The organism is Paenibacillus paridis (assembly GCF_006345825.1).
GTDB classification, from domain to species: Bacteria; Bacillota; Bacilli; order Paenibacillales; family Paenibacillaceae; genus Pristimantibacillus; species Pristimantibacillus paridis.
This window is the reverse complement of the sequence record NZ_VCIX01000009.1, coordinates 1-23,472: the sequence shown is the minus strand read 5'-3', so window position 1 is coordinate 23,472 and position 23,472 is coordinate 1. Positions and strand designations below refer to the sequence as shown.

Sequence of the window (23,472 nt, the reverse complement as noted above, 5' to 3'; positions counted from 1 at the left end):
TGGCTGCCTACCATGAATGGCGAAACAACCGTTGATATCCATTCCGATAAGCTAGATGAGATTTTACACACAAATTTGGACTTGACCCCCAAACTATATAAGTTGAACTAAATTTTCTCGTTTTGGTCGCTGCGCGAATAGATCTTTCTTTAGGGTTGCAGGTGTAACCAGATTCTTTGATTGACTTAGAAAACTACACCTTTAGAACCGGATGCTTTAGTTCTGATTTCTCGATTTGAATCGTTGTATGCTCAATATGAAAATCTTCTGCGATTTGCTGAATAGCTTCCTGAAGGACGTTTTGGCAATCAACGCTCTCCTCTACGGTCAGATGGCAGCTCAAGGAGTCGAGCCCCGACGTAATTGTCCAAATATGCAAGTCATGGACGTCCTTAACGCCGGATATGCGAAGCAGCGTCTGCTTAACTTGCTCGGCATCCACATGCGCAGGCGTTCCTTCCATCAAAATATGAACCGTCGATTGTATGATTCCCCATGCGCTCTTCAAAATCAGCAGTGCAACGATGACGCTTATAATCGGATCGGCAATATACCAAGAAAATAATGACATTAAAATACCGGCTACAATCGCGCCTACCGAGCCGATTGCGTCACCTAGAACATGAAGATATGCACTGCGTACGTTTAAATTGTCCTTAATATCGGCTTTCCGCATTAGAAACCATGCACTGGCAAGATTGGCTAGCAATCCAATTCCCGCGATAATCATCATGGACCCGCTTGCCACCGTTGGCGGCTCTGCGAATCGTTTGATTGCTTCCGCAACAATAAATGCCGCGATTACGAATAATGTAACGCCATTGAGCAAGGCGGCTAATATTTCAAAACGGTGGAAACCAAAGGTGCGGCTCGATGACTTCGGACGAACCGCAAACCACATCGCCACCAAGCTAAGCGCCAAGGCGGCGGTATCGCTCAGCATATGACCGGAATCAGACAGCAGCGCCAAGGAGTTCGTAACAAGGCCACCTACAAACTCCAAAACCATAATGCTTGCCGTAATGATAAGTGCGATCAGCAGTCCCGCTTTATTATTAGGTGCATGCGAATGCCCATGGTGACCATGACTATGACTATGTCCATGACTATGCCCATGGTCGTGTCCCTTCTTGTGTCCTTTAGTATGCTCATGGTTATGCTCATGGTTGTGCCCTTGGTTATCCTCACGTTCCCTATTGCTGCTCATCTTTCATTCCCCCGCTTCATTGCAAACCAGTATGATTAGTTTGCATCATATCCAATCATTTCATCAGTTTTATTACTCTAATCAGTTACTTCGCTAATCATTTTGCTTATTCAAGCTTCATCACCCTACTATTCAGTTATTTCGTTTTTCTAGCTTCGCGACCATACTATCGGTCATCTCTTTAGCCTTATCCAAATAACATATGAATACATGCTCATATGTATATTATATGAAAAACTTTCCTATCCTGCAACCCCATCTTGGTTGGAATACCTGATTTTTCGAGCAAACCATAACAAAGAAGAGACGCATGGCTGCGTCTCCTCTTTGCTAGCTTGTTTATTTTCTTAAACTAACTTTTTATTTTCCAAGGCTAACTTGCTTATTTTCTCAAGTATCCTCTACGCAATCATTAAGCCTGCAAAGGCTCGACCGCCTCTACCAGCTTCTCTTCTAGCTCCACAGTATACGCCTCGCGCTGCTCTGGCGTCCAGTGAAGAAGCTCCGCCATGGCCGCGATCACGAGCTCTTTCCATTGCTGTACATAACCAATGCGGAAAAATAAATCACCCGTACGCCGTATGAAAAAATCGGTCGGCTTTACGGTCATTTCCGCTTCAAGGGAGTAACGGAGCTGCGTGGCGAGCACGAGCGGCAGCTTAAAGGCCGCTGCCAGCTCGGAAGCACTCTTCGCAAGCGCGAACAATGCATCCACATTGGAACCGTAGCGCTGCGCCAGAAACGCCGCTTCTTCCTTACCGAAGCCAAAATGAGCGCCTTCCTTCGTTTTTCTTTGCACAAAGGCCTCAAAACCAGCAGAACCGCCCAGCTCCCCGCCGGACATTGGTATCCGCTTGGTTTGGCTGGCCGCATAGCTCTTGCCGCCTTCCGCTCCGACGAGCTCCACTACTTTGTCAACAACGGTCTCGGCCATTTTGCGATAGCCGGTAAGCTTGCCCCCTGCAATCGAGATCAAGCCGGAGTCCGATACAAAGATTTCATCGCGGCGCGAAATTTCTGAAGGTGATTTGCCTTCTTGTTGAATAAGCGGACGAAGTCCTGCCCAGCTCGATTCTACGTCTTCTTCCACCAGCTTCAGATCCGGAAACATAAAATTAACCGCCTGCAGCAAATACGTGCGATCCTCCAGCGTCATGACCGGATTAACCGTATTGCCTTTATAGTTGGTATCGGTTGTTCCGAAATAGGTTTTGCCTGCGCGAGGAATCGCGAATACCATCCGTCCGTCCGGTGTGTCAAAATACACCGCTTGCCGAAGCGGAAATCTGCTCTTGTCGAAAACAATATGCACGCCCTTGGTCAGACGCAGCGTTTTCCCCTTCTTCGATCCGTCCATCTGGCGAATGTCATCGACCCAAGGACCCGTTGCGTTAATGATTTTCGCCGCAGCAATCTCATATTCCTTATCGCTAATCGTATCCTTCACCAATGCGCCTGTTATTTTTCCGTCCTGTCCATAGCGCAGCGTCTCTACCTTCGCATAGTTAACCGATAGGGCACCCGTCTCTACTGCTTTCTTCATCACTTCAATGGTCAGGCGCGCGTCGTCTGTCCGGTATTCCACGTAATAACCGCCGCCCTTGAGGCCATCGCGTTTCAGCAGCGGCTCCTTGGAGAGAGTGTCGGCCACACTCAACATTTCCCGCCGCTCCTTACGCTTAACTCCCGCCAGAAAGTCATACACGCGCAAGCCAATCGACGTCGAAAACTTGCCGAAGGTACCGCCCTTATACAGCGGCAGCAGCATCCATTCCGGTGTTGTCACATGCGGCCCGTTCTCATATACGATCGCACGTTCTTTGCCCACCTCTGCCACGACACCAATTTCAAACTGCTTCAAGTAACGAAGTCCTCCATGCACTAGCTTCGTTGAACGACTCGAGGTACCCGCAGCAAAATCCTGCATTTCCACAAGCGCTACCTTCATTCCCCTTGCAGCTGCATCCAGCGCTATGCCCGCTCCCGTAATGCCACCGCCGATTACCAATACATCCAAAGGCGAACGCTGCATTTCCTGCAGCACCTGCTCCCTATTTTTTGCTGCAAAAATTTCTTTTGTTTGATTGTTAGTCATCATGATGCCCTCCCGATCCTCTATTTATTTAGTATTCTGCCAGATGCTGCTGGCTACTCACGCCTGAAAAAAGAAGCCCAATACAAGACAAGTAAAAAAATGGTAAAAATATAAAAAAAGAGAAACCACGCAAACCGCTTCCCTATCCCTATAAAGGGCTTGGAAGCGGTTCTTGTGGTTTCTCCTGATCTCCAACCGTTATTAACTTGGATTTAGTATACCATAATCATTGCGCAAAAGCCATGGCTGCTTTGACTGCGCGGTGCCAGCCGCTGTATAGGGAGTCGCGCTGCTCATCTTCCATCATAGGCGTGAACACCTTATCCACCTTCCGAAGATTAGCAAGCTCCTCACGATTTTGCCAAAATCCGACTGCAAGCCCTGCCAAATAAGCAGCTCCGAGCGCCGTTGATTCGTTAACCACCGGCCGCTCAACCGGAACGCCCAGCAGATCGCTTTGGAACTGCATAAGCAGGTTGTTTGCCACAGCCCCTCCATCCACAGAAAGCGATTGAAGCGGCAGACCTGATTCTTCCTCCATCACAGAGAGCACATCCTTGGTCTGGTAGGCCAGCGATTCCAGCACCGCCCTTACAAAATGAGCCTTCGAGGTGCCTCTGGTCAGCCCAAACACCGCACCTCTCACATCGCTGTTCCAATAGGGGGTTCCCAGTCCAACAAAAGCGGGAACCACATATACGCCTTCCGTGCCTTCTACCTGCTCCGCGAGCGCTTCCGATTCAGCGGCAGAAGCAATAAGCTCCAACCCGTCGCGAAGCCATTGGATGGCCGCGCCTGCTACAAATACGCTGCCCTCAAGCGCATACTCCAGCTTGCCGCCGACTTCCCATGCAATCGTGGTAAGCAGCCCTTTCTCAGATACAATCGCCTTGGTTCCCGTATTCATTAGCATGAAGCAGCCGGTCCCGTACGTATTTTTGGTGCAGCCTTCTTCGTAAGCATTCTGTCCGAACAAGGCCGCTTGCTGATCGCCCGCAGCGCCAGCCACCGGTATGCTGCGCCCTAGCAGCTTCTCCTCCAAATGACCGTATACCTCCGAAGAGGAACGAACCTCCGGCAGCATCGCTTTAGGGATATTCAGAATGTGCAGCAGCTCATCATCCCAAGCCCGCTCATGGATGTTGAACATCAAGGTTCGGGAAGCATTCGTCACATCCGTCACATGCACGGCTCCGCCAGTCAGGTTCCAGATCAGCCAAGTATCGATCGTACCAAACAGCAGCTCACCATTTTCCGCCCGCGCCCGCGCGCCCTCCACATGCTCCAGCAGCCAGTTCACCTTCGTGCCGGAAAAATAGGCATCAATGAGCAGACCCGTCTTCTCGTGAAAGACCTGCTCGTAACCCGCTTGCTTCAGCCCGTCGCTGATTCCTGCCGTTTGGCGGGATTGCCATATAATCGCTGGATAAAGCGGCTGGCCTGTCGCCTTGTCCCATACCACCGTGGTCTCACGTTGGTTCGTAATGCCGATGCCTGCAATTTGTTCGGCGGCAATGCCCGTTTTAGCCAACAGCTCAGCCATCACCTTTTTCGTTGATTCCCATATAAATAGGGCATCCGCCTCCACCCACCCTGCGTGCGGGTATTGGAGCGGCAGATCCTCCCTTGCCATATCCACAATCGTCCCACTCCGGTCGACGAGCAGCGCGCGCGTGCTTGTCGTGCCTTGATCAAGAGATAAAATATACGTTTCCAATTTGTCTCCTCCTTGCTATGAAGCCGGCTCTAGTTCCCGGTCTTCCATAGATCCTTCCTTGATGTCGTGATGGCCGAGGCGCCCGCTTCCAGAGCCTGCTTCACATGCTCCGAAGTCCGAATCAGCCCCCCTGCGATGATGGGAATGCCGCTGCGCTGCTTAACCTCGCTTATAATATCCGGAATGACCCCTGGCAGCACTTCAATAAAATCTGGACGGATCTTATCCAGTACCGAATAGCTTCGCTCCAGCGCATCCGAATCGATCAGAAACAGCCTTTGGATGGCAATCAGTCCGTTCTGCTTCGTCCGCCCGATCACGCTTGAACGAGTCGAGATGATTCCGGCAGGCCGAATCGTCTGGCACAGAAATTCAGCTGCGTATTCGTCGTTTTTCAGGCCGTCGATGAGATCAGCATGCAGCAGTACCTTTTTGCCATGCTGGCCTACCAAATCCACAATATTTTTTAATTGCCCCAAATGCCCGCCAAGCAGCACCATATAGGAATAAGGAGAAGCTAGTACAGCTTCCACATCCTTAAGCTTATGCACTGCTGGCAGAACGCTCTGACCGTTCAATAGCGACGCCATGCCGGCCACCTCCGTGAGTTTTGTCGAAGCTTTATCCATTCGAAGGCATCGCACTGCTGGCACGCAATTGCAAACGGGTCGGCAGCACGATTTTTTTCGAAATTTCACGTTTATGTGCCATCCGATCAGCAAGCAGCTCCACCGCAGTCTCGCCCATATGCTCCATATGCACTTTAACCGTCGTCAGCGGCGGCTGTAGAAATTCAGAAATGGCAATATCGTTAAAGCCGACAATCGATACCTCTTGCGGTACGCGGAGATTAGCTTCATGAAGTGCGCGAAGCGCCCCAACCGCCATGGAATCATTTTCGATAAAAAAAGCAGTCGGACGATGTGGAGCACTAATCGCCTTCTTCATAAGCATGTAGCCATCCTCCGAATATAAATGATCGCCCGTAAAAACATATTCGGCATGAAACAGGCCCCGTTTGGAAAGCCACTCCATAAAGACCAGCTCGCGCTCGTCTCTTACTCGTTTGTCATTCACTTTATTATGCCCACCTATATAACCAATGGCTGCATGGCCAAGCCCTACTAGATAATCAAGCACCTCGAACACAGACTTTCGCAAATCGATCACAACGGAGTCAAAACGGTTGTCATCCGGCGTCGAATCGACGAAAACAATGTTTTCAAAGCCTTCGGGAAAGCAATCCAAGTCCTCTTTCTCGAAGCGGCCGATGGCGATGATGCCATCCAGAGACTCGCAGGGCAACCCTTTGTTCCCTGTATTTCCATGTACGAAAAACTTGACCAGCTCGATTTGCCGCTGAAAGCATTCACGTTCTATGCCTAAACGAATCGCCAAATAATAAGGATCGAGCATTTCCTCCTGATCCGAATACCAGTTCACCAGCCCAACCTTGTAGCGTTCTTTGACGACAGTTCCATTGCGCTGGCGCAGCGTTTTGTAGTTAAGCTCCTGAGCAACCTCAAAAATTCGTTTGCGTGTTTCATCAGCGACTGAAATGCCCGGATCATAATTCAGCACCCGTGATACGGTTGCAATCGATACCTTGGCTTTCTGCGCAATATCCTTAATGGTGGCCATTGTACCGTTCCCTTCTGAATGCGCTTGTCATCAACCTAAAGCTCAAAAGCATACGCTATCATGTAAGCGATTTCCGCAAGATAAGTAAAATTATATATTATTTTTACTAAAAATCAAGCGGATTTTATAACGTTCCTGTCACCTATACAAAAAAGGCCGCCCGAGGGATCATCTCCCTGCTGAGCAGCCTAAGCCATTTGTTATTCATGCTTCAAATGCTGAAGCGTCAGTAAAAAAATTTGCTCTACGTGATCGTCGTCAAGTGAATAATAGACGGTCTTGCCAACCTTTCTGCGCTTAACGATTCGCATGTTCCGAAGCAGCCGCAGCTGGTGGGAAACGGCCGATTGGCCCATTCCGAGCACCTGCGTCAGATCGTGAACGCAAAGCTCCGATTGAACGAGCGCATGGATCATCTTCACCCGCGTCGGATCGCCGAGTGCCTTAAACAAATCTGCCAGTTGGAGAGCGGTAGTCTCCGGAATCAATTTACTGCGCACATTCTCTATATTGACCTCCGAGCCTGCGCAAGAATCATCGCATGCTGCGGCCATTTGATTTTCCATCAGTATCCCACCAGCCCTATATGTCCTAAAGCCTATTATACCATGTAATTCATAGCGCTGCTCATAGCAGCCATTGAAGGATACGGCTTTGCAGCAGACGCATGACGCGGACAGATTCGTTAGCCGGCTTCTCCTCCCTTGCAGCTCTCCGGCATCCAAAGTATTTTTACGTGTTCGCCTTCCTAGCCTCTTGTCTTTCCATTATAATGATAAAAAACAGTTGCCGCTCTGGCCGGAGATTACGTTAATCCTTCGTTTCGCCACTAACTATTTTTCAAGAAATACCATCGCCCGGCATGGCACTTAGATTGGAGGTTCCATACACACATGCTTACATTGAAAGAAAAGCTTTATCTGCTCCAATTGCTCAAAAAGCAAAATCGGAAGAGATTGTTCAGCTTTGGAAAAAAAGACCCGTCCCACGACCAGCTAGTAGAGAAGCTTGAACAAATGATCCGCAACGAGCAGGTCAATCGTGAACAACTATAATCGACTGCCATAATTCACATTTACGCATCGTCAGTCACAGGAGGAACTATGACAGGAAAGACCCATCTCGCCATTGGAGCTGCCGTAGGGGCAGCGGCCTCTGTATATTACCCCTTTTCCTTAGAGAATGCCGCGTTGTATATCGCGGTATCCGGTTTCTCCGCGCTGAGCGCCGATCTCGATGGCCCGAGCATGCTAAGCAGTAAACTAAGCAAAATATCCAAGCTGATCCGCGAATTCACCCTTTGGTCAGGCATATTGCTCGCCGGTATCATTTGTTATTATTTTTTTACCGATCGGTCGCCTTCCCCTTTATATATAGGTGTTGCCGCTGCCGTCTTTCTTCTCGGACTTGTCGCCAAGCAGGGCGTCATCCGCAACGTGCTCGCTAGCGCGGTTGGCTGCATTGTCATGTATGCAGGTTATTATTACCAAATGAACTGGCTCATTGGCTTTGGCCTGTTTGCCGCATGGGTACCGTGGCTTAAGCATCGCGGCATGACTCATACGATCTGGGCCGTACCGATCTGGGGAGCCATCGGCTGGGGGCTCGAGAACCAGCTTCAAGTCGAGGGCGTAGCGATCGTTTCCATGCTCGGTTACCTCTCCCATCTCATTGCCGATACCCTCACGCCTAGCGGCGTGAAATGGCTCTATCCGCTAACGAAAAAATCTTTTAAAATTCGGCTGTAAACCGAATCTAATGAAAACAGGCGCCAGAGCGGCCAGGTAGGTTATCCCCTTGTGCTGCCTGCGCCTTTTTATTTGATAGCTCTATTTAGTCTTATGTGGACATTACCTTGCCAAGCCAATTAGGAGAAAGCTTTGGGAGCAGCGCGGTGTCTCGTCGCCTGCTCGAAGCCGTACGCGATTTTGATCAGGGTCGGCTCACTGAAGGCGGGTCCGATGAATGTGATTCCCTGCGGTCCCTTGGTCGAGTAGCCGCCCGGCGCAATGATTCCATTGTCTGCAAAGCCGCCCGGTACGGTAATAACCGGATACCCTGCTCTCGCTGCAAGATCGTCGCCTTCATCGCAGCCAAAAAACAATAAAGCATCCAAACCATGCTGCTCTATGGCAAGATCAATGCCTAACCTGCCCGCCAGCTCTTGGTTTCTCGCTTTGCTGTCCAAATACTCCTGCTCGGTCAGCATACCGCTTGTTTCCTCTGCCCAAAGCAGCGTCCCCTGCCCATACTTCAAAGCAACTTCCGCGTGGGCTTCATTATAGGCGATTAGCTCAGCAAGGGAATGGACGGGCACGGCTTCATCTAATGCACCCAGATAGTCATTCAAGTATTTTTTAAACTCATAGCGCATCACATCCCCGTCCCACTTCGTCTGCTCACACGCAAGCTCCACCGGATCAATGATTGACGCACCAGCATCCTTCAACATGGTTATGGCCGCTTCGATCACCGCAAGCCGATCCGCATCCAAATGCCCATAATAAAAACGCGGAACGCCAATCCGTGCCTGCTTAATAAATTCAGCATCCAAAAATGGCGTGTAATCCTGATAGGCATGCTGCGTGCTTGACACTGTAACCGGATCATGTTCATCCGCGCCCGTTAACGCACCAAGCAGAATAGCCGCATCCGATACCGAACGCGCCATAGGACCTGCGGTATCCTGGCTATTCGTAATCGGAATAATGCCGGTACGGCTGACTAGCCCAATCGTTGGTTTAATGCCTACCAATGAGGTCTGGCAAACCGGGCCTATAATCGAACCTGAGGTTTCCGTTCCTATGGCGGCAGCCGCCAAATTTGCCGCTGTTGCCGCGGCAGAACCTGAGCTGGAGCCTCCGATAAACAGCTCTCCGGGCCCATAAGGATTAAGCACTTGCCCGCCTCTAGAGCTGTACCCTGCCCACATCGAGCCAGACATAAAGTTAGCCCATTCCGTCATATTTGCTTTGCCAAGCAATACAGCCCCAGCTTTGCGTAATTGAGCTGCTACAAACGAGTCACGGGATGCCACGGATTCCGCTAGCGCCACGGAGCCCGCACTGGTATGCATCTTATCGTGGGTATCGATATTGTCCTTTAGCAAAATAGGAATGCCGTGCATTCGTCCTCTGCTTCCACGCTCCAAACGCTCTATATCCAATGCCTTTGCGATTGCGAGTGCATCCGGGTTAATTTCCAAGACGGAACGAAGCTCCCTATCATAAGCCCGAATCCGTTCGATATACGTTTTAGTCAACTGTTCAGAGCTTAGCACGCCCGCTTCCATAGCAGACTGCATGCTCCTAATATCCGCTTCTATAATCCACTTATCCAAATCGATTGCCATGCCGCCGCACGTCTCCCTTGTCCATTGACTCCAAGTGCATGTATCTGCATCCTGCAAATGATGTTTCTCCCATGAGCATATCCCAATTGATGGAAGATGTCTTCGTAAAAAACAGCTATAACCAATCTTGGCTTGTTCACTTTAGCCACCCATGCCCTATTTCTGACGCAGCTTAAGAGGCGGCACGCCGCCCTTTTCTTCCCGCTGCGTTAGCGCCTAATACGCCCACAATGATGACTGCCGCACCTACAAAATGATAATAAGCCAGCTGCTCATTCAAGAAGATAAAGCCGCCAATAATCGAAACGAGCGTAGCCAGATGATTAAACACGCTAACTTTAGACGCCTCCAGCTTTGACAGAGCGTAGTTGCTGAGCAGACTGGATACGAGTGAGGATAATACGCCTAGATACAAAATAGAAATCAAAAATACCGGATGAGTTATAGGTGCAAAATAATGGCCAAGCGTCCCATCAGCCAAATGACTGCCCACGGCCATCAGGTTAAATGCAAGAAAGCCGATTGCCGTCATCACATAAGTCATCGTCATGACCTTCATGCGCGAAGAAAGCCTTCTTGCCATTACGCTATAGCCTGCTAAGGAGAGCGCGGACAAAAGAATGAGCAGCGTACCTTTGACATTCGCCAGATCAATCGAGCTTCCTTTCATGGCAAAGATGAAGATGACGCCGGCAACGGACAGCAGCGTTGAGAGCTTTTGCAGTTTGGTCGTCCGCTCCTTTAAGAAATAAGCTGCTGCAATCATCGTGAAGATCGGCACTGTCGCATGGATGATGCCCGCTTCCGCGGAGCTCGTAAATTGCAGTCCATACGCTTGGAAAGCAAAAAACATTGACGGATAAAAGACGGCGAGCGGGAGGACCGCCAGCAAATCTTTGAGGGTTAGCTTGAGCTTGACCCAGCCGAAGAGCACGGGTATCGTTGCCGCAGCAAAGGATATCGTAAAGCGATGAGCGAGACTGTCTAGCGGGCTTGCTACGGATAAAGCCAATTTGCCGAACAAGAAGGAAAGACCTACGATAATGGAATAAATGACGATGGCTGAATAGGCCAAACGCTTTCCTTTTGAATCAAGATTAACGGTTTTCATACATGCGCCTCCTGGCCATACGATTATAGCTCTATCGTATCTTCCCGCTCCGCATGCTACAATGTTCAAAAAAGGCATCTGTACCGATACAGATAACCAAAGGAGGCTGCCCCATGTATGTCTATTTGAAGCTAATGAACGAACTCGAACAATTGATAGCGGTGCAGCCCTATAAGGATGGCCAGAAGCTTCCTTCCATTCGTACGCTTGCCGCGCAGTATGGCTGCAGCAAGAGCAGCATCATCAAAGCGTTGGACGAGCTTGAGAAACGGCACCTTATTTATGCGATGCCAAAAAGCGGCTACTATGTCGTCAAACGTGCGGATGCTGTCGACTTGAAGCCTGTCGGTATCCTCGATTTTGCCGCGGCTGCCCCAGATCCTGCCTTGTTTCCCTATTTGGACTTCCAGCATTGCATGAACAAAGCGATCGACACATACCAGAAGGATCTGTTCGTTTACGGCACCGCCAAAGGAATGGATTCCCTGATCGATATCGTCTGCAAGCAGCTGGCAGGCTACCAAGTATTTGCGAGCGAACGGAACCTGTTTGTCGTATCCGGGATTCAGCAGGCACTGTCGCTGCTCGCTTCTATGCCTTTCCCAAACGGCAAGGAAAAGATACTAATTGAGCAGCCAAGCTATCATCTGTTCATTGAATGCCTAGAGACGAGGGGGATTCCGGCCATTGGCATCAAACGAACCTCCGCTGGCATCGATTTTGATCGATTGGAGGAGCTGTTTCGGACGGAGGATATCAAATTTTTCTATACCATACCCCGGTTTCATAACCCGCTTGGCAGCTCTTACACCAAGAAAGACAAACAGAAGCTGGCTAAGCTGGCTGACAAGTATGACGTTTATATCGTAGAAGACGATTATCTGGCGGACTTTGAGCAGGACAGCAAAGCTGATCCTGTCTTCGCATACGATGACTCGTCCCATGTCATTTATTTAAAAAGCTATTCCAAAATTATTTTTCCCGGGCTGCGGATCGGCATTGCCGTCATACCCGATTTGCTCACCCCGTCCTTCCGCTTGTACAAAAAACAAAGTGATATCGACAGCTCCATGCTGTCTCAGGCCGCGCTCGAAATTTATTTGCGAAGCGGCATGTTTGACCGTCACCGCTCCAAAATACGCAGCCGCTACAGCGCCAGAGCAGCATGCCTAGATAACGCGCTTGCAAATGAGGCATTACGCAGCAGAGGTTTAATGGTGTATACACGGCCAAAGCAGCCCATTATACATACGCATGTCACGCTTGACCGTACGGTTTCAATGCCGCGGCTCATCCAAAGGCTTAAGGAGGAATCCATTCTTGTCCAATCGATAGAACGTGATTATTTGTCGGCGTTTCCGAAGGAGAACCTATTGAAGCTGAATGCTACCAATGTCGATGAAACGGAGATCGAGCGGGGAATCGAACGGATGGGCGTCATTCTTGCCCAATCCGTCCGCGTTTAAAGCTTAAAACCTTTCGGTTACCACCTTGGCCTGCGTAAAGAGCAGCAAATAATCTCGTCCGCCCGCTTTGGAATCAGTACCCGACATATTAAAGCCGCCGAAGGGATGTACCCCCACCAATGCGCCCGTACATTTGCGGTTAAAGTACAGATTGCCCACATGAAACTGCTCACGGGCCTGCTCTAAGCGGCTGCGGTTCCGCGAGATGACCGCTCCCGTCAAGCCATATTCGGTATTATTGGCGATATCAAGCGCCGCATCGAAATTATCTGCTTTGATAAAGGCCAATACGGGACCGAATATTTCCTCCTGTGCGATACGCGCATTGGGCGCTACATCCTTAATAATCGTTGGTTCGATGAAATAACCGCTGCTGTCCCCAATTTTCCCGCCATGCACAATAACGCCTTCGCTTCGGCCCACCTCAATATATTTTAAGATGCTCATATACGCCCTCTCGTCAATGACCGGGCCTATATGATTCCCCTGCTCGCTGGCCTTGCCCAGCTTTAACAGCTTCGTACGTGCCACTACCTTCTCGATAACCTCATCATAAACCAGTTCATGTACGACTGCCCTTGAGCATGCCGAGCATTTCTGCCCCGAATAGCCGAAGGCGGAAGCCGTTATCGCATCGGCGGCAAGCTCTAGATCCGCATCCTCATCCACAATGATCGTATCCTTGCCGCCCATCTCGGCAACGACGCGCTTAATCCATTTTTGGTCCTGTTGGATCTGTGAGGCCTTCTCATTAATCCGAAGCCCGATCTCTCTAGAGCCTGTAAAACAAACAAAGCGGGTCAGCGGATGCTCTACTAGAAAATCGCCTACTTCGCTGCCTGCACCCGGAAGAAAATTAACCACGCCGTCCGGCAGGCCCGCATCCTCCAGCAGCTCGACAAACTTGGCTGCAATGACTGCCGTTGCGCTCGCAGGCTTCACAACGACCGTATTGCCCGCGACGACTGCGGCCATGGTCATCCCGGCGAGTATCGCTAGCGGAAAATTCCATGGCGGTATAATAATACCGACCCCAAGCGGAATGTACACAAGCTCATTATCCTCGCCAGCCAGCGTAATGAGAGGCTGACGCTCTGACAGCCGCTCCATCTCGCGGCCGTAATATTCAAGAAAATCGATCGCCTCCGCCGTATCGGCATCGGCTTCGGACCAGCTTTTGCCTGCTTCGTATACGAGCCAGGCGGAGAACTCATGCTTGCGCCGCCGCAGCAAGGCTGACGCCTTATACAGCATCCTCGCTCTAGCCAGAGGCTCTGTTTTCTTCCAATCCTCAAAGGCAGCCGCTCCCGCCAAAATCGCCTTATGCGCAAGCCCGGTATCCGCTTGCGATACGATGCCAACCAGCTGCTTTACATCCGATGGATTGATTGATTTGCGTTTTTGTATCGTCTCTACCCAATCTGGGCCGATCTTTAGCATGTATTCCTGTCCAAGCTCCGATTCTACCTTGCGCAGCGCCTCCTGAAACGCAACGATATGGTCTGTGATTGAGAAATCGGTAAAAGCCTCATTCTGAAATGGCTCCCGCATGGGCGCATTCCTCCTGTCCATTCGAATCACTTATAGCGGCTGCCGCAGCCATCGTTACAATATCTGGTCGCCAAGCAGAGTACCGATGAGCTCCACGGCAAGCTTGGCCGTCTGATCATGATGGTCGAGGCTCGGATTAACCTCAACCCATTCTGCCGACGTAACTAATCCCGACTGGTATAGAAGCTCAAGCGCAAGATGCGCTTCACGGTAGCTTAAGCCACCTTTGACCGGCGTTCCTGTACCTGGGGCTTCGATCGGATCGAGGCTGTCGATATCGAAACTGACATGTACCCCATCCGTGGTTTGCGCCAACCGCTGAATTACCTTCTCCATCACCTTAGCGATGCCCAGCCGATCGATATCATGCATCGTATAGCAAGTAATGCCGAGTTTGCGGATGAACTCCTTTTCGCATGTATCCAGCGACCTTGCCCCTATGATGACAACATGTTCCGGTTTTATTTTGGGCAGGATGCCTCTCAGGCCCGTCAGCAGCGGAATGCCTCTTCCGAGGCTAATGCCCAGTGACATGCCATGAATATTGCCTGAGGGGCTCGTGTCCTCCGTATTCAAATCCGAATGCGCGTCGAACCAAATAACTCCAAGATTTTCATAGTGTCCAGCAAGCCCCGCAACCGTTCCGATCGAAATGCTATGGTCTCCGCCAAGCACGAGTGGAAAATCCCCCGCCGCCACAATATCCGAGACGCGCTCCGCAAGCTGGCTCGCAACCTCATGCACCTCGGACAAATGCTTGGCATTTCCTGCATGGGTTGGCAAGGGTACCGCGGGCAAGGACACCTCCCCCGCCAAGCGGCAGCCAACTTTCATCTCAGCCAGCTTTTCTATAAGGCCTGCGGCATTCAAAATATGAGCCGGGCCAAGCTCCGCCCCGGCAGTGCCTGCCCCTTTTCCGAAAGGGACGGCCACAATCGCTACCTGTTGCTGCTGGCTCATCGCTGTCACTCCCCTGCCATGGCGTTAGTCGCGAAGACAGCCGCTATTCGTTCATAAGCCCAATCTATCTCACTCTCCGTAATGACTAGCGGTGGAGCCAGCCGAATGACATAATCATGGGTTTCTTTGCAGAGCAGTCCCTGCTGCATCAATTGCTCGCAATAAGCTCTTGCAGGTACCGTTAGCTCAATCGCAATGAACAAGCCGCGTCCCCGAATTTCTAAAATATCCGGATGCGCGAGCCCGGCCAGCTTCTCCATCATGTAACTGCCCAGCCGAAGCGAGCGTGCTGCGAGCTGCTCCTCCTCGACAACCTCAATCGCAGCAATGGCAACCGCACAGCTGAGCGGATTGCCTCCGAAGGTTGAACCATGTGAGCCTGGGTCAAAAACATCCATGACCACGCCGTCAGCAGCGATTGCCGACACCGGCAGAACTCCGCCACCAAGCGCCTTGCCCATAATATAAATGTCAGGGGTAACCCCCTCCCAATCGCAAGCGAACCTGCGGCCCGTGCGGCCGAAGCCGGTTTGAATTTCATCCGCCACAAGGAGCACCTTCTCTTCTCTGCATAGCTGAGCGGCACCAGCAAGAAAGCCATCCGCCGGAATTCGAATACCTGACTCGCCTTGGATCGGTTCGAGTAGGACAGCAGCGGTATTTGGCTGAATTGCTGCTTTTAATGCGGACAAATCCCCATAAGGTATGATGCGAAAGCCAGGCGTGAACGGGCCAAAGCCTTGACGGTACGCCTCTGTTGAGGAGAAGGAGGTAATCGTTAGCGTCCGCCCGTGAAAATTGCCTTCAAAAACGATAATTTCCGCTTGACCCTCCAAGATGCCTTTAACGCGGTAAGCCCAGCGCCTTACCGCTTTAATAGCCGTCTCGACCGCTTCCGCTCCCGTATTCATAGGTAGAATCCGCTCTTTGCCTGTGTAGTTAGCCAGCTTCTCACAGAACAAGCCTAGCAGCTCGTTATGAAATGCTCGCGAAGTGAGCGTAACCTTGCCTGCCTGCTCAATCAATGCCTCCATAATGCGCGGATGGCGATGCCCTTGGTTCAAAGCCGAATAAGCGCTAAGCATATCCATGTAGCGCCTGCCCTCCGAATCCTGCACCCACACGCCCTCTGCGCGGTTAATGACAATCGGCAGGGGATGATAATTATGGGCGCCATAGTGCTCCGTCAGCTCAATATCCTTCTGTGCCCTGTTCATCTCCTGCTCCTCTCTGCATAGTTTTGCAAAAAATAGCTGTTTTTGAATGTTATGCGAAACGTTGCCGACTCATAACAAAAGGGTCGCTTCGCGAGCAGATCATTCTTTAGGAGTGCGGTTGTAGCCAGATTCAAAAAAAAAGCAGCGGCCGCCATATCCATGGCGCCGCTGCTAACGATAACTGCTATTATTTCCTTTTTCATCATCCTAGACGGAGCTAGTCAAAGCTGACTTCCAAAAAACGTTTCCAGCCCTGCTCCATATTCTCAGCTGCCCATTTCAGATGATTAAGATCCTCATACTGGCGGAAAGAACATTCAATCTGCAGGATAAGATCAAGATACAAATCATAGAGCGCCCTTCTCCCCCGCTGCTGCGGCGTCAGCTCACCCATCCCATACCCTTCCAGATAAGAAGGAGAACCATTGAAGTGGCTAAAATAATGCTCCATCAGCGGATCGCCCCATAGCGCGCGCTCGAAATCAATGATTCCCTCAACCGCTCCATCCTTGATGAACACATTGCCATCCCATAAATCCCAGTGCAGCAGCCGCGGGTCTGTAACCTCATCCAATACCCCTAACCGAAGCGCGACCTCGGATCTGACCGTATCGTATGCTGCCGGGAGTTGGGCACCTTCGCTTTCGCCATCAGCAAGAATGCCGAGCAGCAAGCGATGAAAGCTCTCTCTCCATGAAGCGCTACCTTCTTCTTCAGCCGCGTAAAGGCCAAAACGCTCTCCACGAATTTCATTCAGATGACGGTTATAAACGCCTAGCTGGTAATCGATCTGATTCCGCTCCTGCTCGCTCAGGCTGCCCTTTACTTTATTGTAAGGCTCACCCTCGAGCTTCTCCATGATAAAATACTCGCAGTTCACAAGAGATTCCGATACGTCATGGGCATATACAGCTGGAACCGGCACAGTGCCTGCCTGCTTCACAAGCTTCAGTACCTCGACCTCCGCCTTCATCAGCCCCTGCTCATAACTCATCAGCTTCGTTCCTGCAGGCGGAGCCGCCTTAATGATGACCGAGCGGCCATCCTCAAGCTGAACCAGATAGGCCGCATTGGCCCATCCATCCGTAAGCTCAGTAACCGCCGTCGTTTCTTGATTGAAGGCTTGCCTTGCAATTGCATTTAATTCGTCCCCGGTCAACTTGCGTTTCATTGCACTCTCCATCAGAGGTCAACTTCCTTCCGTGGTTATTGAGGCGTATCCTGATGATTCCCCTCGTAACTGCCGCCTTTTGCCGCTTCCCTGCGGCGTTTAAACCAAGACCAGATAGCAGCTGGAATAGCCAAAAGAACAAACCAGAATTTTTTGAGAAGCAAAGCTCCCGCAACTAGCAATCCTGCTTTCTTCGCAACAAGCAAGCCCGCGCCGCCTAAAATCAAGCCCGTCAAGCCATACTCGGACACTTTATCCGTTTCTTTATTAAAATCAGTATAAAGCTGCCCGCCCTTAACGGTTAAGTTAGGCAAAATAAGCGTGTTAAGCGTTTGGACATCTTGATCCAACCGTTCCGGATCCGTTACTAATAGCGTAGAGATGTAACCTTGGCGAGTCAAGGTTCTTACGTTGTAATTAATGACAGGATAGCCTTCGCTGTCTTTGGCTTCGAGCGCCCAAATGAGCGTACGGTCCGTTTCATTGTAATAAGGCTCCGTATGCCATCCCGTTACATACAAACGGTCTTCTTCCGCAACCTCCTTGTTCGACTCCTCCGTTCCTTCTTTATAGCTTTTGAGCAGCTTGTCCCCGTCAATTTTGTCCTTTTCCTTATCGGAGATATGGCCCACTTCTTCATATTCGAACAGAACAAACCAGTTTTCGCTTTCATCTGCCGGAAATACGCTTCCGAGCTCCGTTCCGTACCAATGATTGCCTATGTATTCCTGAATCGTTTTTGTATCCGCCTTGTTTAAATAAAGCAGCGATTGATCGAGCGTAAGCATAGCCATATCTTCCACCTGTACCGCTTTGCCGCCTTCAATCCAATTCACCTCCGGCGAAGCTTCGGTAGCAAACGCCGTTGTTGTCATTAGCAGCATAGCCGCCAGCAACCCCACCATCATTTTGAACATCTTCATCATAATCCTCCTGCTAGCTTTTCAATTTCCCTGATTCTCATCATTTCTTGTCGAAAATGACAAATTTTCAAGTGATATGTGAGTATATTAGCATAATTTTGAAGAAAAAGAAGGAGTTTTATGGAAAAAAATGCAGAAAAAAATAAGGCGCAATCATTTGCGCCTCATTTTGATCCCACGTTATTCTGTTTGTTGATAATGCTCCGCACAAAATTCGAGCACCATCTTTTCCTCATCTTCCTCAAGCTCAAAATCAAGATAAGTGTTCGTGGTCATCGTTAGAAACTCGTATTTGGCAATGCGCGGCCCGCTCTCCTCGATGACATAAATGACCCGCAGGGAAATGCCCTCTTCGTGATCAAGCTCGTCGTCCTCGGGGATTTCCAGATCAAGCACCATTTCATATCGCTTGCCGGATAAAATGCCAAACGGGTCTTTAACCAGTTCACTACTGAACTCCTTGATTGCAAACATCGGGTCCACTCCTTATTCATCGTGCGACAAATCTACCATAGTATGCTATTTTACAGGCTGCTAAGTGTTTCCGTAAGCACAGGAACGATTTGCGATTTGCGGGAAACAACGCCCTTCAATACGGCTTTATTGTCGGACAAAGTCACGTTGTAGGCTTTCTCTACCGCATGAGCTTGAGCGCCAAGCGCAAGAGCTACGGAATCATTGTTCAAAATATCCGTAACCACAAGCACGAACAGGTCAAGGCCTTTCGTCGCAATAATATCCGTTAGAGCTGCTTCAAGCTCAGCCTGACGGGAGAGCACGTCGTTTGTATCCACCGCGTTCACTTGTGCGATTTCTACTTTATAGCTGCCCATTGCGAATTCTTTCGCATCAAGGGAAATCAACTGAGCAATGGTTTTGTCGCTTAGGTCTGCGCCTGCTTTAAGCATGTCAAGACCATAGCTTTCCGCATTTACGCCAGCAATTTCAGCAAGCTCGCGAGCTGCTGCAACGTCTTGTTCTGTGCAGGTTGGCGATTTGAACAGCAAGGAATCCGAAATGATCGCGGACAGCATCAGACCAGCAATTTCCTTACGGATTTCTACGCCGTTCTCTTTATACAATTTATTCAAAATCGTCGCTGTGCAGCCTACTGGCTCAGCGCGGAAGTATACCGGGTGGCTTGTCTCAAAATTAGCAATACGGTGGTGGTCGATAACCTCGAGAACACGTACTCTATCGATATCGTTTGCGCTTTGTTGACGTTCGTTATGGTCTACCAAAATAACCGTATCCGTCTCGTCTGCAACATTCTCAATCAAACGAGGCGCAGCAATACCGAAATAATCAAGCGCATATTGCGTTTCACCGTTTACGTCACCAAGGCGAATTGCCTCAACGTCAGCACCCAGCTTTGTTTTCAGCTCAGCGTAAGCAATCGCTGATGTAATTGTGTCGGTATCCGGGTTTTTGTGCCCGAAAATAAGCGTTTTAGTCATTTTAGAGTACTCCTTAAAGGTTATTTGTTGGCAAGGCTTGAACTTGACTCAGCAGCCTAGGTCCCTTGGTTGATTATACACCAAGCGAACAGGGCTGTCGCCGTCTCGAAAGGCTACCTCGATGCCGCCTGCCGTCTTTGCTAATTAAAACCATTATAGGTTTAAGTTATATTTACTCAACTTTCGCAGCCTGAAATCGGCAAGTAACGGTGGAATCCAAATCAGCCTGTATGGCTTGGGCACGTTTGTAGAATAACATTTCCGGTAGATGAAGTCGTGGTTCGCCATCTTCTAGTAGCAACGCGCGGACAGCGGACATATAGCCCTTCGCTACCTGCACTTCTGCGATTACCTTTGTTTCCACATTGGCGCTTGAACTGTTAGGAGAGGCATCTGCGTTTGCCTGTGAAGCCTCCATTGTCTTTTGCTCAGACTGCTCGATTTTTCGTTCCATATCCCGCAAGCCGCGCATGGCAAGAGGGACTCGAAAGCCTGCCAGATGGAAACCTGTCCGTCGCTTACAATAACCTACGAGGGGATATCCCCCTTTCGATAGTGGGATCGATCAGCGTACGCAGTTCGTCTGCTACTCCACTCTTCATGTTTTGAGCCGCTAGAATCGCGCCGCTGAATACCTCGCGAATAACATATAGCATCTCGTTCCCCTTCTCGGGTTGGACGCCGTCCATGGATATTAGTTCTAAGCCTAGCGTTCGCTGGTCATGACACCGCGTTCATTTAACGCGTCGGCAATCTCTTTGCAAGTACGGTGATGTTTAAAAACTTGTAAAGGACACCGGAATGCTGACAATTGTTAGATAATTATGCTGTCGCAGAAAAAAAAGCGGTTTTTGCACCACATCGGGCAAAAACCGCACAAGCTGGATTAGGTTATATCAGGCCTGATTTCTGCAAAAATCTTTGAATAATGGTTGCAACCTCAGCCCTGGTCATGTAATCCTTCGGTGCAAGCTGAGTCGCGCTTTTTCCCGATACAATGCCGGCCTGAATGTTATCCGAGACGCTGCTTTGCGCCCATGCGGATACTTCTGACGCATCTGTAAACAACCGAAGTATTGCGTCTCCCGATTGAGCAGACAGCTTGTTTTTCAGTCCGGAAATCTTCATCGCATTGGAGAGAATCACCATCGCTTGTTCACGCGTGATCTTGTCGTTCGGGCGGAATGTCCCGTCGTTATCCCCGCCGATCAGACCGTAGGCATACGCTGTCTGGATTGCGCTGCTATACCAGGCAGTTGTCTTCACGTCCGAGAAGGACATTGAACCGTTCTCCAGCTTCAGCCCCATTGCCCGAACGATAATCGCCGTAAACTCGGCGCGGGTGATGTGTCGATTCGGATTGAACTGGCCGCCTCCCGTTCCTTCGATAATCATTCGCGATCCCATGTCATTCACCGCAATTTGCGCCCAATGGCCAGTAACATCATTAAATTCAACAGGATGCCATACGACAGCATACATACTGTTGGTTAGACTGTTGATAACGGCATAATATTTGCCATCGATCAATACGATTTTAGTCGGTACATGGCGTACCGTACCATCGGAATCAATCACTACGCCTGTCGTAATCTTTTTCGGGTCGACACCGTCTGGAATAGCGATCGTCCGCACGACATACACATCGAATTTCGATACGTCGATTGTCTTTTCACCATACGTAGCTCTAACAGTAAATTCAACCGACGGAACGACAAGCGTAAACGTCCCTTTCGCTGCCGCATTCTCCACCACTTTCACAGAGTCGTTTGTTGGCGCGGCGATTTCAACTTGTACCTTGATGTTCTGCAGGGCCACTGACTTTCCGATTTGTTCGGATATTGCGTTAATATTCATCTGCTGCGCAGGAAGCTTGTAAGTCGCATGATCCGTTTTGATTTCAAAAATGGCCTTTTGATTTTCCATGTTTTTGACCATTTGGCCGTTCAGTTCGCCAACGACTACATCAGACTTCGTGTTGATTGGAATCGTAATGACGGCGCCCTGGCCTTCGACAGCCAGCTTGTCCACTAGTTTCTTCTGGTCAATGGTAATCGTGAGAACGGTTTGATCGTTGCGCTTGCCGGTTATAGCCGTTCCCGCGCTTTCCTGTTTGCCGTTCACCAATACGATAACCGTATCTCCGTTTTGACTTGGCGTTAATCCAGTATTACCGCCACCATTGGTAGGTGCCGTTTGTGCTTTCACCGTGATNCCAGTATTACCGCCACCATTGGTAGGTGCCGTTTGTGCTTTCACCGTGATTCTGAACGTCTTTGTTTCGGTGACACCGCCTTTTGTAATCGTTGCGGTGAGCGTTACTTCTTTGTCTCCCGCTGTGTAGGATGGGCGCGTCACCTTACCGTCTTCATCTACAACAGTCGTATCGCTAGAAGACCAACTGATCGTCGTGCCGCTTGCTCCCGTCGCAGGCAGCGTCAGGTCCTTCGTCACGTTCGTTGCACTGTCGCCACTTTTGAAGGTTACTTCCAAAGCAGCCTTATCTTCGGCTACAGCCTCCGCGTTGGTTTGCGGGTTCGCTTTTACCTGTACCGTGAACGTTTTTGTTTCGGTGACACCGCCCTTTGTAATCGTTGCGGTGAGCGTTACTTCTTTGTCTCCCGCTGTGTAGGATGGGCGCGTCACTTTACCGTCAGTAGCGATGACAGTCGAATCATTGGAAGACCACGTAATCGTCGTGCCGCTTGCTCCCGTCGCAGGCAGCGTCAGGTCCTTCGTCACGTTCGTTGCACTGTCGCCACTTCCAAAACTTACTTCCAACGCAGCCTTATCATCGGCTACAGCCTCCGCGTTGGTTTGCGGGTTCGCTTTTACCTGTACCGTGAACGTTTTTGTTTCGGTGACACCACCCTTTGTAATCGTTGCGGTGAGCGTTACTTCTTTGTCTCCTGCTGTGTAGGATGGACGCGTTACCTTACCGTCCTCATCTACAACAGTGGAATCATTCGAAGACCACGTGATCGTCGTGCCGTTTGCTCCCGTTGCAGGCAGTGTCAGGTCCTTCGTCACGTTCGTTGCACTATCGCCACTTTCGAAGGTTACTTCCAAAGCAGCCTTATCTTCGGCTACAGCCTCCGCGTTGGTTTGCGGGTTCGCTTTTACCTGTACCGTGAACGTTTTTGTTTCGGTGACACCACCCTTTGTAATCGTTGCGGTGAGCGTTACTTCTTTGTCTCCTGCTGTGTAGGATGGACGCGTTACCTTACCGTCCTCATCTACAACAGTGGAATCATTCGAAGACCACGTGATCGTCGTGCCGTTTGCTCCCGTTGCAGGCAGTGTCAGGTCCTTCGTCACGTTCGTTGCACTGTCGCCACTTCCAAAGCTTACTTCCAACACAGCCTTGTCGTCAGCTACAGCTTCTGCGTTGGTTTGCGGGTTTGCTTTTACCTGTACCGTGAACGTCTTTGTTTCGGTGACACCGCCTTTTGTAATCGTTGCGGTGAGCGTTACTTCTTTGTCTCCCGCTGTGTAGGATGGACGCGTCACTTTACCGTCCTCATCTACAACAGTGGAATCATTCGAAGACCACGTGATCGTCGTGCCGTTTGCTCCCGTTGCAGGTAGCGTCAGGTCCTTCGTC

The 23,472-nt window shown here is 50.2% G+C and carries 21 protein-coding genes; 3 read left to right on the top strand and 18 right to left on the bottom strand.

Going from position 1 to position 23,472, the window contains the following annotated elements:
- Positions 1-193: 193 nt before the first annotated feature.
- From FJQ58_RS00205 to FJQ58_RS00180, 6 genes are all read right to left on the bottom strand, one after another.
- A complete protein-coding gene (locus FJQ58_RS00205; RefSeq protein WP_139990469.1) occupies positions 194-1,207 on the bottom strand; it encodes a cation diffusion facilitator family transporter in 1,014 nt (337 codons plus the stop codon).
- A 412-nt stretch (positions 1,208-1,619) separates the two neighbouring features.
- A complete protein-coding gene (locus tag FJQ58_RS00200) occupies positions 1,620-3,302 on the bottom strand; it encodes a glycerol-3-phosphate dehydrogenase/oxidase (protein ID WP_139990468.1) in 1,683 nt (560 codons plus the stop codon).
- 226 nt (positions 3,303-3,528) lie between these two features.
- Positions 3,529-5,019 carry a glycerol kinase GlpK gene (gene glpK, locus FJQ58_RS00195; protein WP_139990467.1) on the bottom strand — a complete coding sequence of 497 codons (1,491 nt, stop codon included), beginning with the start codon at positions 5,017-5,019 and terminating at the stop codon, positions 3,529-3,531.
- Positions 5,020-5,048: 29 nt separating this feature from the next.
- Complete coding sequence (locus FJQ58_RS00190; RefSeq protein WP_139990466.1) at positions 5,049-5,609, bottom strand: glycerol-3-phosphate responsive antiterminator; 561 nt, start codon at positions 5,607-5,609, stop codon at positions 5,049-5,051.
- Positions 5,610-5,640: 31 nt separating this feature from the next.
- The gene (locus tag FJQ58_RS00185) at positions 5,641-6,660 is read right to left on the bottom strand and encodes a LacI family DNA-binding transcriptional regulator (protein ID WP_139990465.1); all 1,020 of its coding nucleotides are present in this window, start codon (positions 6,658-6,660) and stop codon (positions 5,641-5,643) included.
- Positions 6,661-6,860: 200 nt separating this feature from the next.
- Positions 6,861-7,226 carry an ArsR/SmtB family transcription factor gene (locus tag FJQ58_RS00180; protein ID WP_139990464.1) on the bottom strand — a complete coding sequence of 122 codons (366 nt, stop codon included), beginning with the start codon at positions 7,224-7,226 and terminating at the stop codon, positions 6,861-6,863.
- Positions 7,227-7,553: 327 nt separating this feature from the next.
- Between FJQ58_RS00180 and FJQ58_RS32155 the strand changes: the two genes are divergently transcribed.
- On the top strand, positions 7,554-7,715 hold the full coding sequence (locus FJQ58_RS32155) for a hypothetical protein (RefSeq protein ID WP_161601488.1): 162 nt from the start codon (positions 7,554-7,556) through the stop codon (positions 7,713-7,715).
- A 48-nt stretch (positions 7,716-7,763) separates the two neighbouring features.
- Positions 7,764-8,408 carry a metal-dependent hydrolase gene (locus FJQ58_RS00175; protein WP_139990463.1) on the top strand — a complete coding sequence of 215 codons (645 nt, stop codon included), beginning with the start codon at positions 7,764-7,766 and terminating at the stop codon, positions 8,406-8,408.
- A gap of 119 nt (positions 8,409-8,527) precedes the next feature.
- Here the strand turns inward: FJQ58_RS00175 and FJQ58_RS00170 are convergent, their stop codons facing one another.
- Positions 8,528-10,012 carry an amidase family protein gene (locus FJQ58_RS00170; protein WP_139990462.1) on the bottom strand — a complete coding sequence of 495 codons (1,485 nt, stop codon included), beginning with the start codon at positions 10,010-10,012 and terminating at the stop codon, positions 8,528-8,530.
- Between the two features lie 172 nt (positions 10,013-10,184).
- Complete coding sequence (locus tag FJQ58_RS00165) at positions 10,185-11,123, bottom strand: DMT family transporter (RefSeq protein WP_139990461.1); 939 nt, start codon at positions 11,121-11,123, stop codon at positions 10,185-10,187.
- Between the two features lie 113 nt (positions 11,124-11,236).
- On the opposite strand from FJQ58_RS00165, the gene FJQ58_RS00160 reads away from it, so the two are divergent.
- Positions 11,237-12,589, top strand: a complete 1,353-nt coding sequence (locus FJQ58_RS00160) for an aminotransferase-like domain-containing protein (RefSeq protein ID WP_139990460.1) — start codon at positions 11,237-11,239, stop codon at positions 12,587-12,589.
- A 3-nt stretch (positions 12,590-12,592) separates the two neighbouring features.
- Here FJQ58_RS00160 and pruA read toward each other — a convergent pair whose 3' ends face one another.
- The 10 genes from pruA to FJQ58_RS00115 form a co-directional block, all read right to left on the bottom strand.
- Positions 12,593-14,140 carry an L-glutamate gamma-semialdehyde dehydrogenase gene (pruA, locus tag FJQ58_RS00155; protein WP_139990459.1) on the bottom strand — a complete coding sequence of 516 codons (1,548 nt, stop codon included), beginning with the start codon at positions 14,138-14,140 and terminating at the stop codon, positions 12,593-12,595.
- A 54-nt stretch (positions 14,141-14,194) separates the two neighbouring features.
- Entirely contained in the window at positions 14,195-15,100 is a 906-nt protein-coding gene (gene rocF, locus FJQ58_RS00150) for an arginase (protein WP_139990458.1), read from the bottom strand.
- A gap of 5 nt (positions 15,101-15,105) precedes the next feature.
- Complete coding sequence (locus FJQ58_RS00145; RefSeq protein ID WP_139990457.1) at positions 15,106-16,317, bottom strand: ornithine--oxo-acid transaminase; 1,212 nt, start codon at positions 16,315-16,317, stop codon at positions 15,106-15,108.
- Positions 16,318-16,534: 217 nt separating this feature from the next.
- Positions 16,535-17,488, bottom strand: a complete 954-nt coding sequence (locus FJQ58_RS00140; RefSeq protein ID WP_162341211.1) for a phosphotransferase family protein — start codon at positions 17,486-17,488, stop codon at positions 16,535-16,537.
- Between the two features lie 35 nt (positions 17,489-17,523).
- Complete coding sequence (locus FJQ58_RS00135; protein ID WP_162341209.1) at positions 17,524-18,411, bottom strand: DUF2167 domain-containing protein; 888 nt, start codon at positions 18,409-18,411, stop codon at positions 17,524-17,526.
- Positions 18,412-18,591: 180 nt separating this feature from the next.
- A complete protein-coding gene (locus FJQ58_RS00130) occupies positions 18,592-18,885 on the bottom strand; it encodes a DUF6509 family protein (RefSeq protein WP_139990454.1) in 294 nt (97 codons plus the stop codon).
- 50 nt (positions 18,886-18,935) lie between these two features.
- Complete coding sequence (locus FJQ58_RS00125) at positions 18,936-19,868, bottom strand: manganese-dependent inorganic pyrophosphatase (RefSeq protein WP_139990453.1); 933 nt, start codon at positions 19,866-19,868, stop codon at positions 18,936-18,938.
- A 172-nt stretch (positions 19,869-20,040) separates the two neighbouring features.
- Positions 20,041-20,322 (bottom strand): hypothetical protein, encoded by a 282-nt coding sequence (locus FJQ58_RS00120; protein WP_139990452.1) that lies wholly within the window; start codon positions 20,320-20,322, stop codon positions 20,041-20,043.
- 64 nt (positions 20,323-20,386) lie between these two features.
- Positions 20,387-20,524: a hypothetical protein gene (locus FJQ58_RS32150; protein ID WP_162341207.1), complete on the bottom strand. Its 138-nt coding sequence runs from the start codon at positions 20,522-20,524 to the stop codon at positions 20,387-20,389.
- A 235-nt stretch (positions 20,525-20,759) separates the two neighbouring features.
- Positions 20,760-23,426: an immunoglobulin-like domain-containing protein gene (locus FJQ58_RS00115; RefSeq protein WP_476641257.1), complete on the bottom strand. Its 2,667-nt coding sequence runs from the start codon at positions 23,424-23,426 to the stop codon at positions 20,760-20,762.
- Positions 23,427-23,472 lie beyond the last annotated feature (46 nt).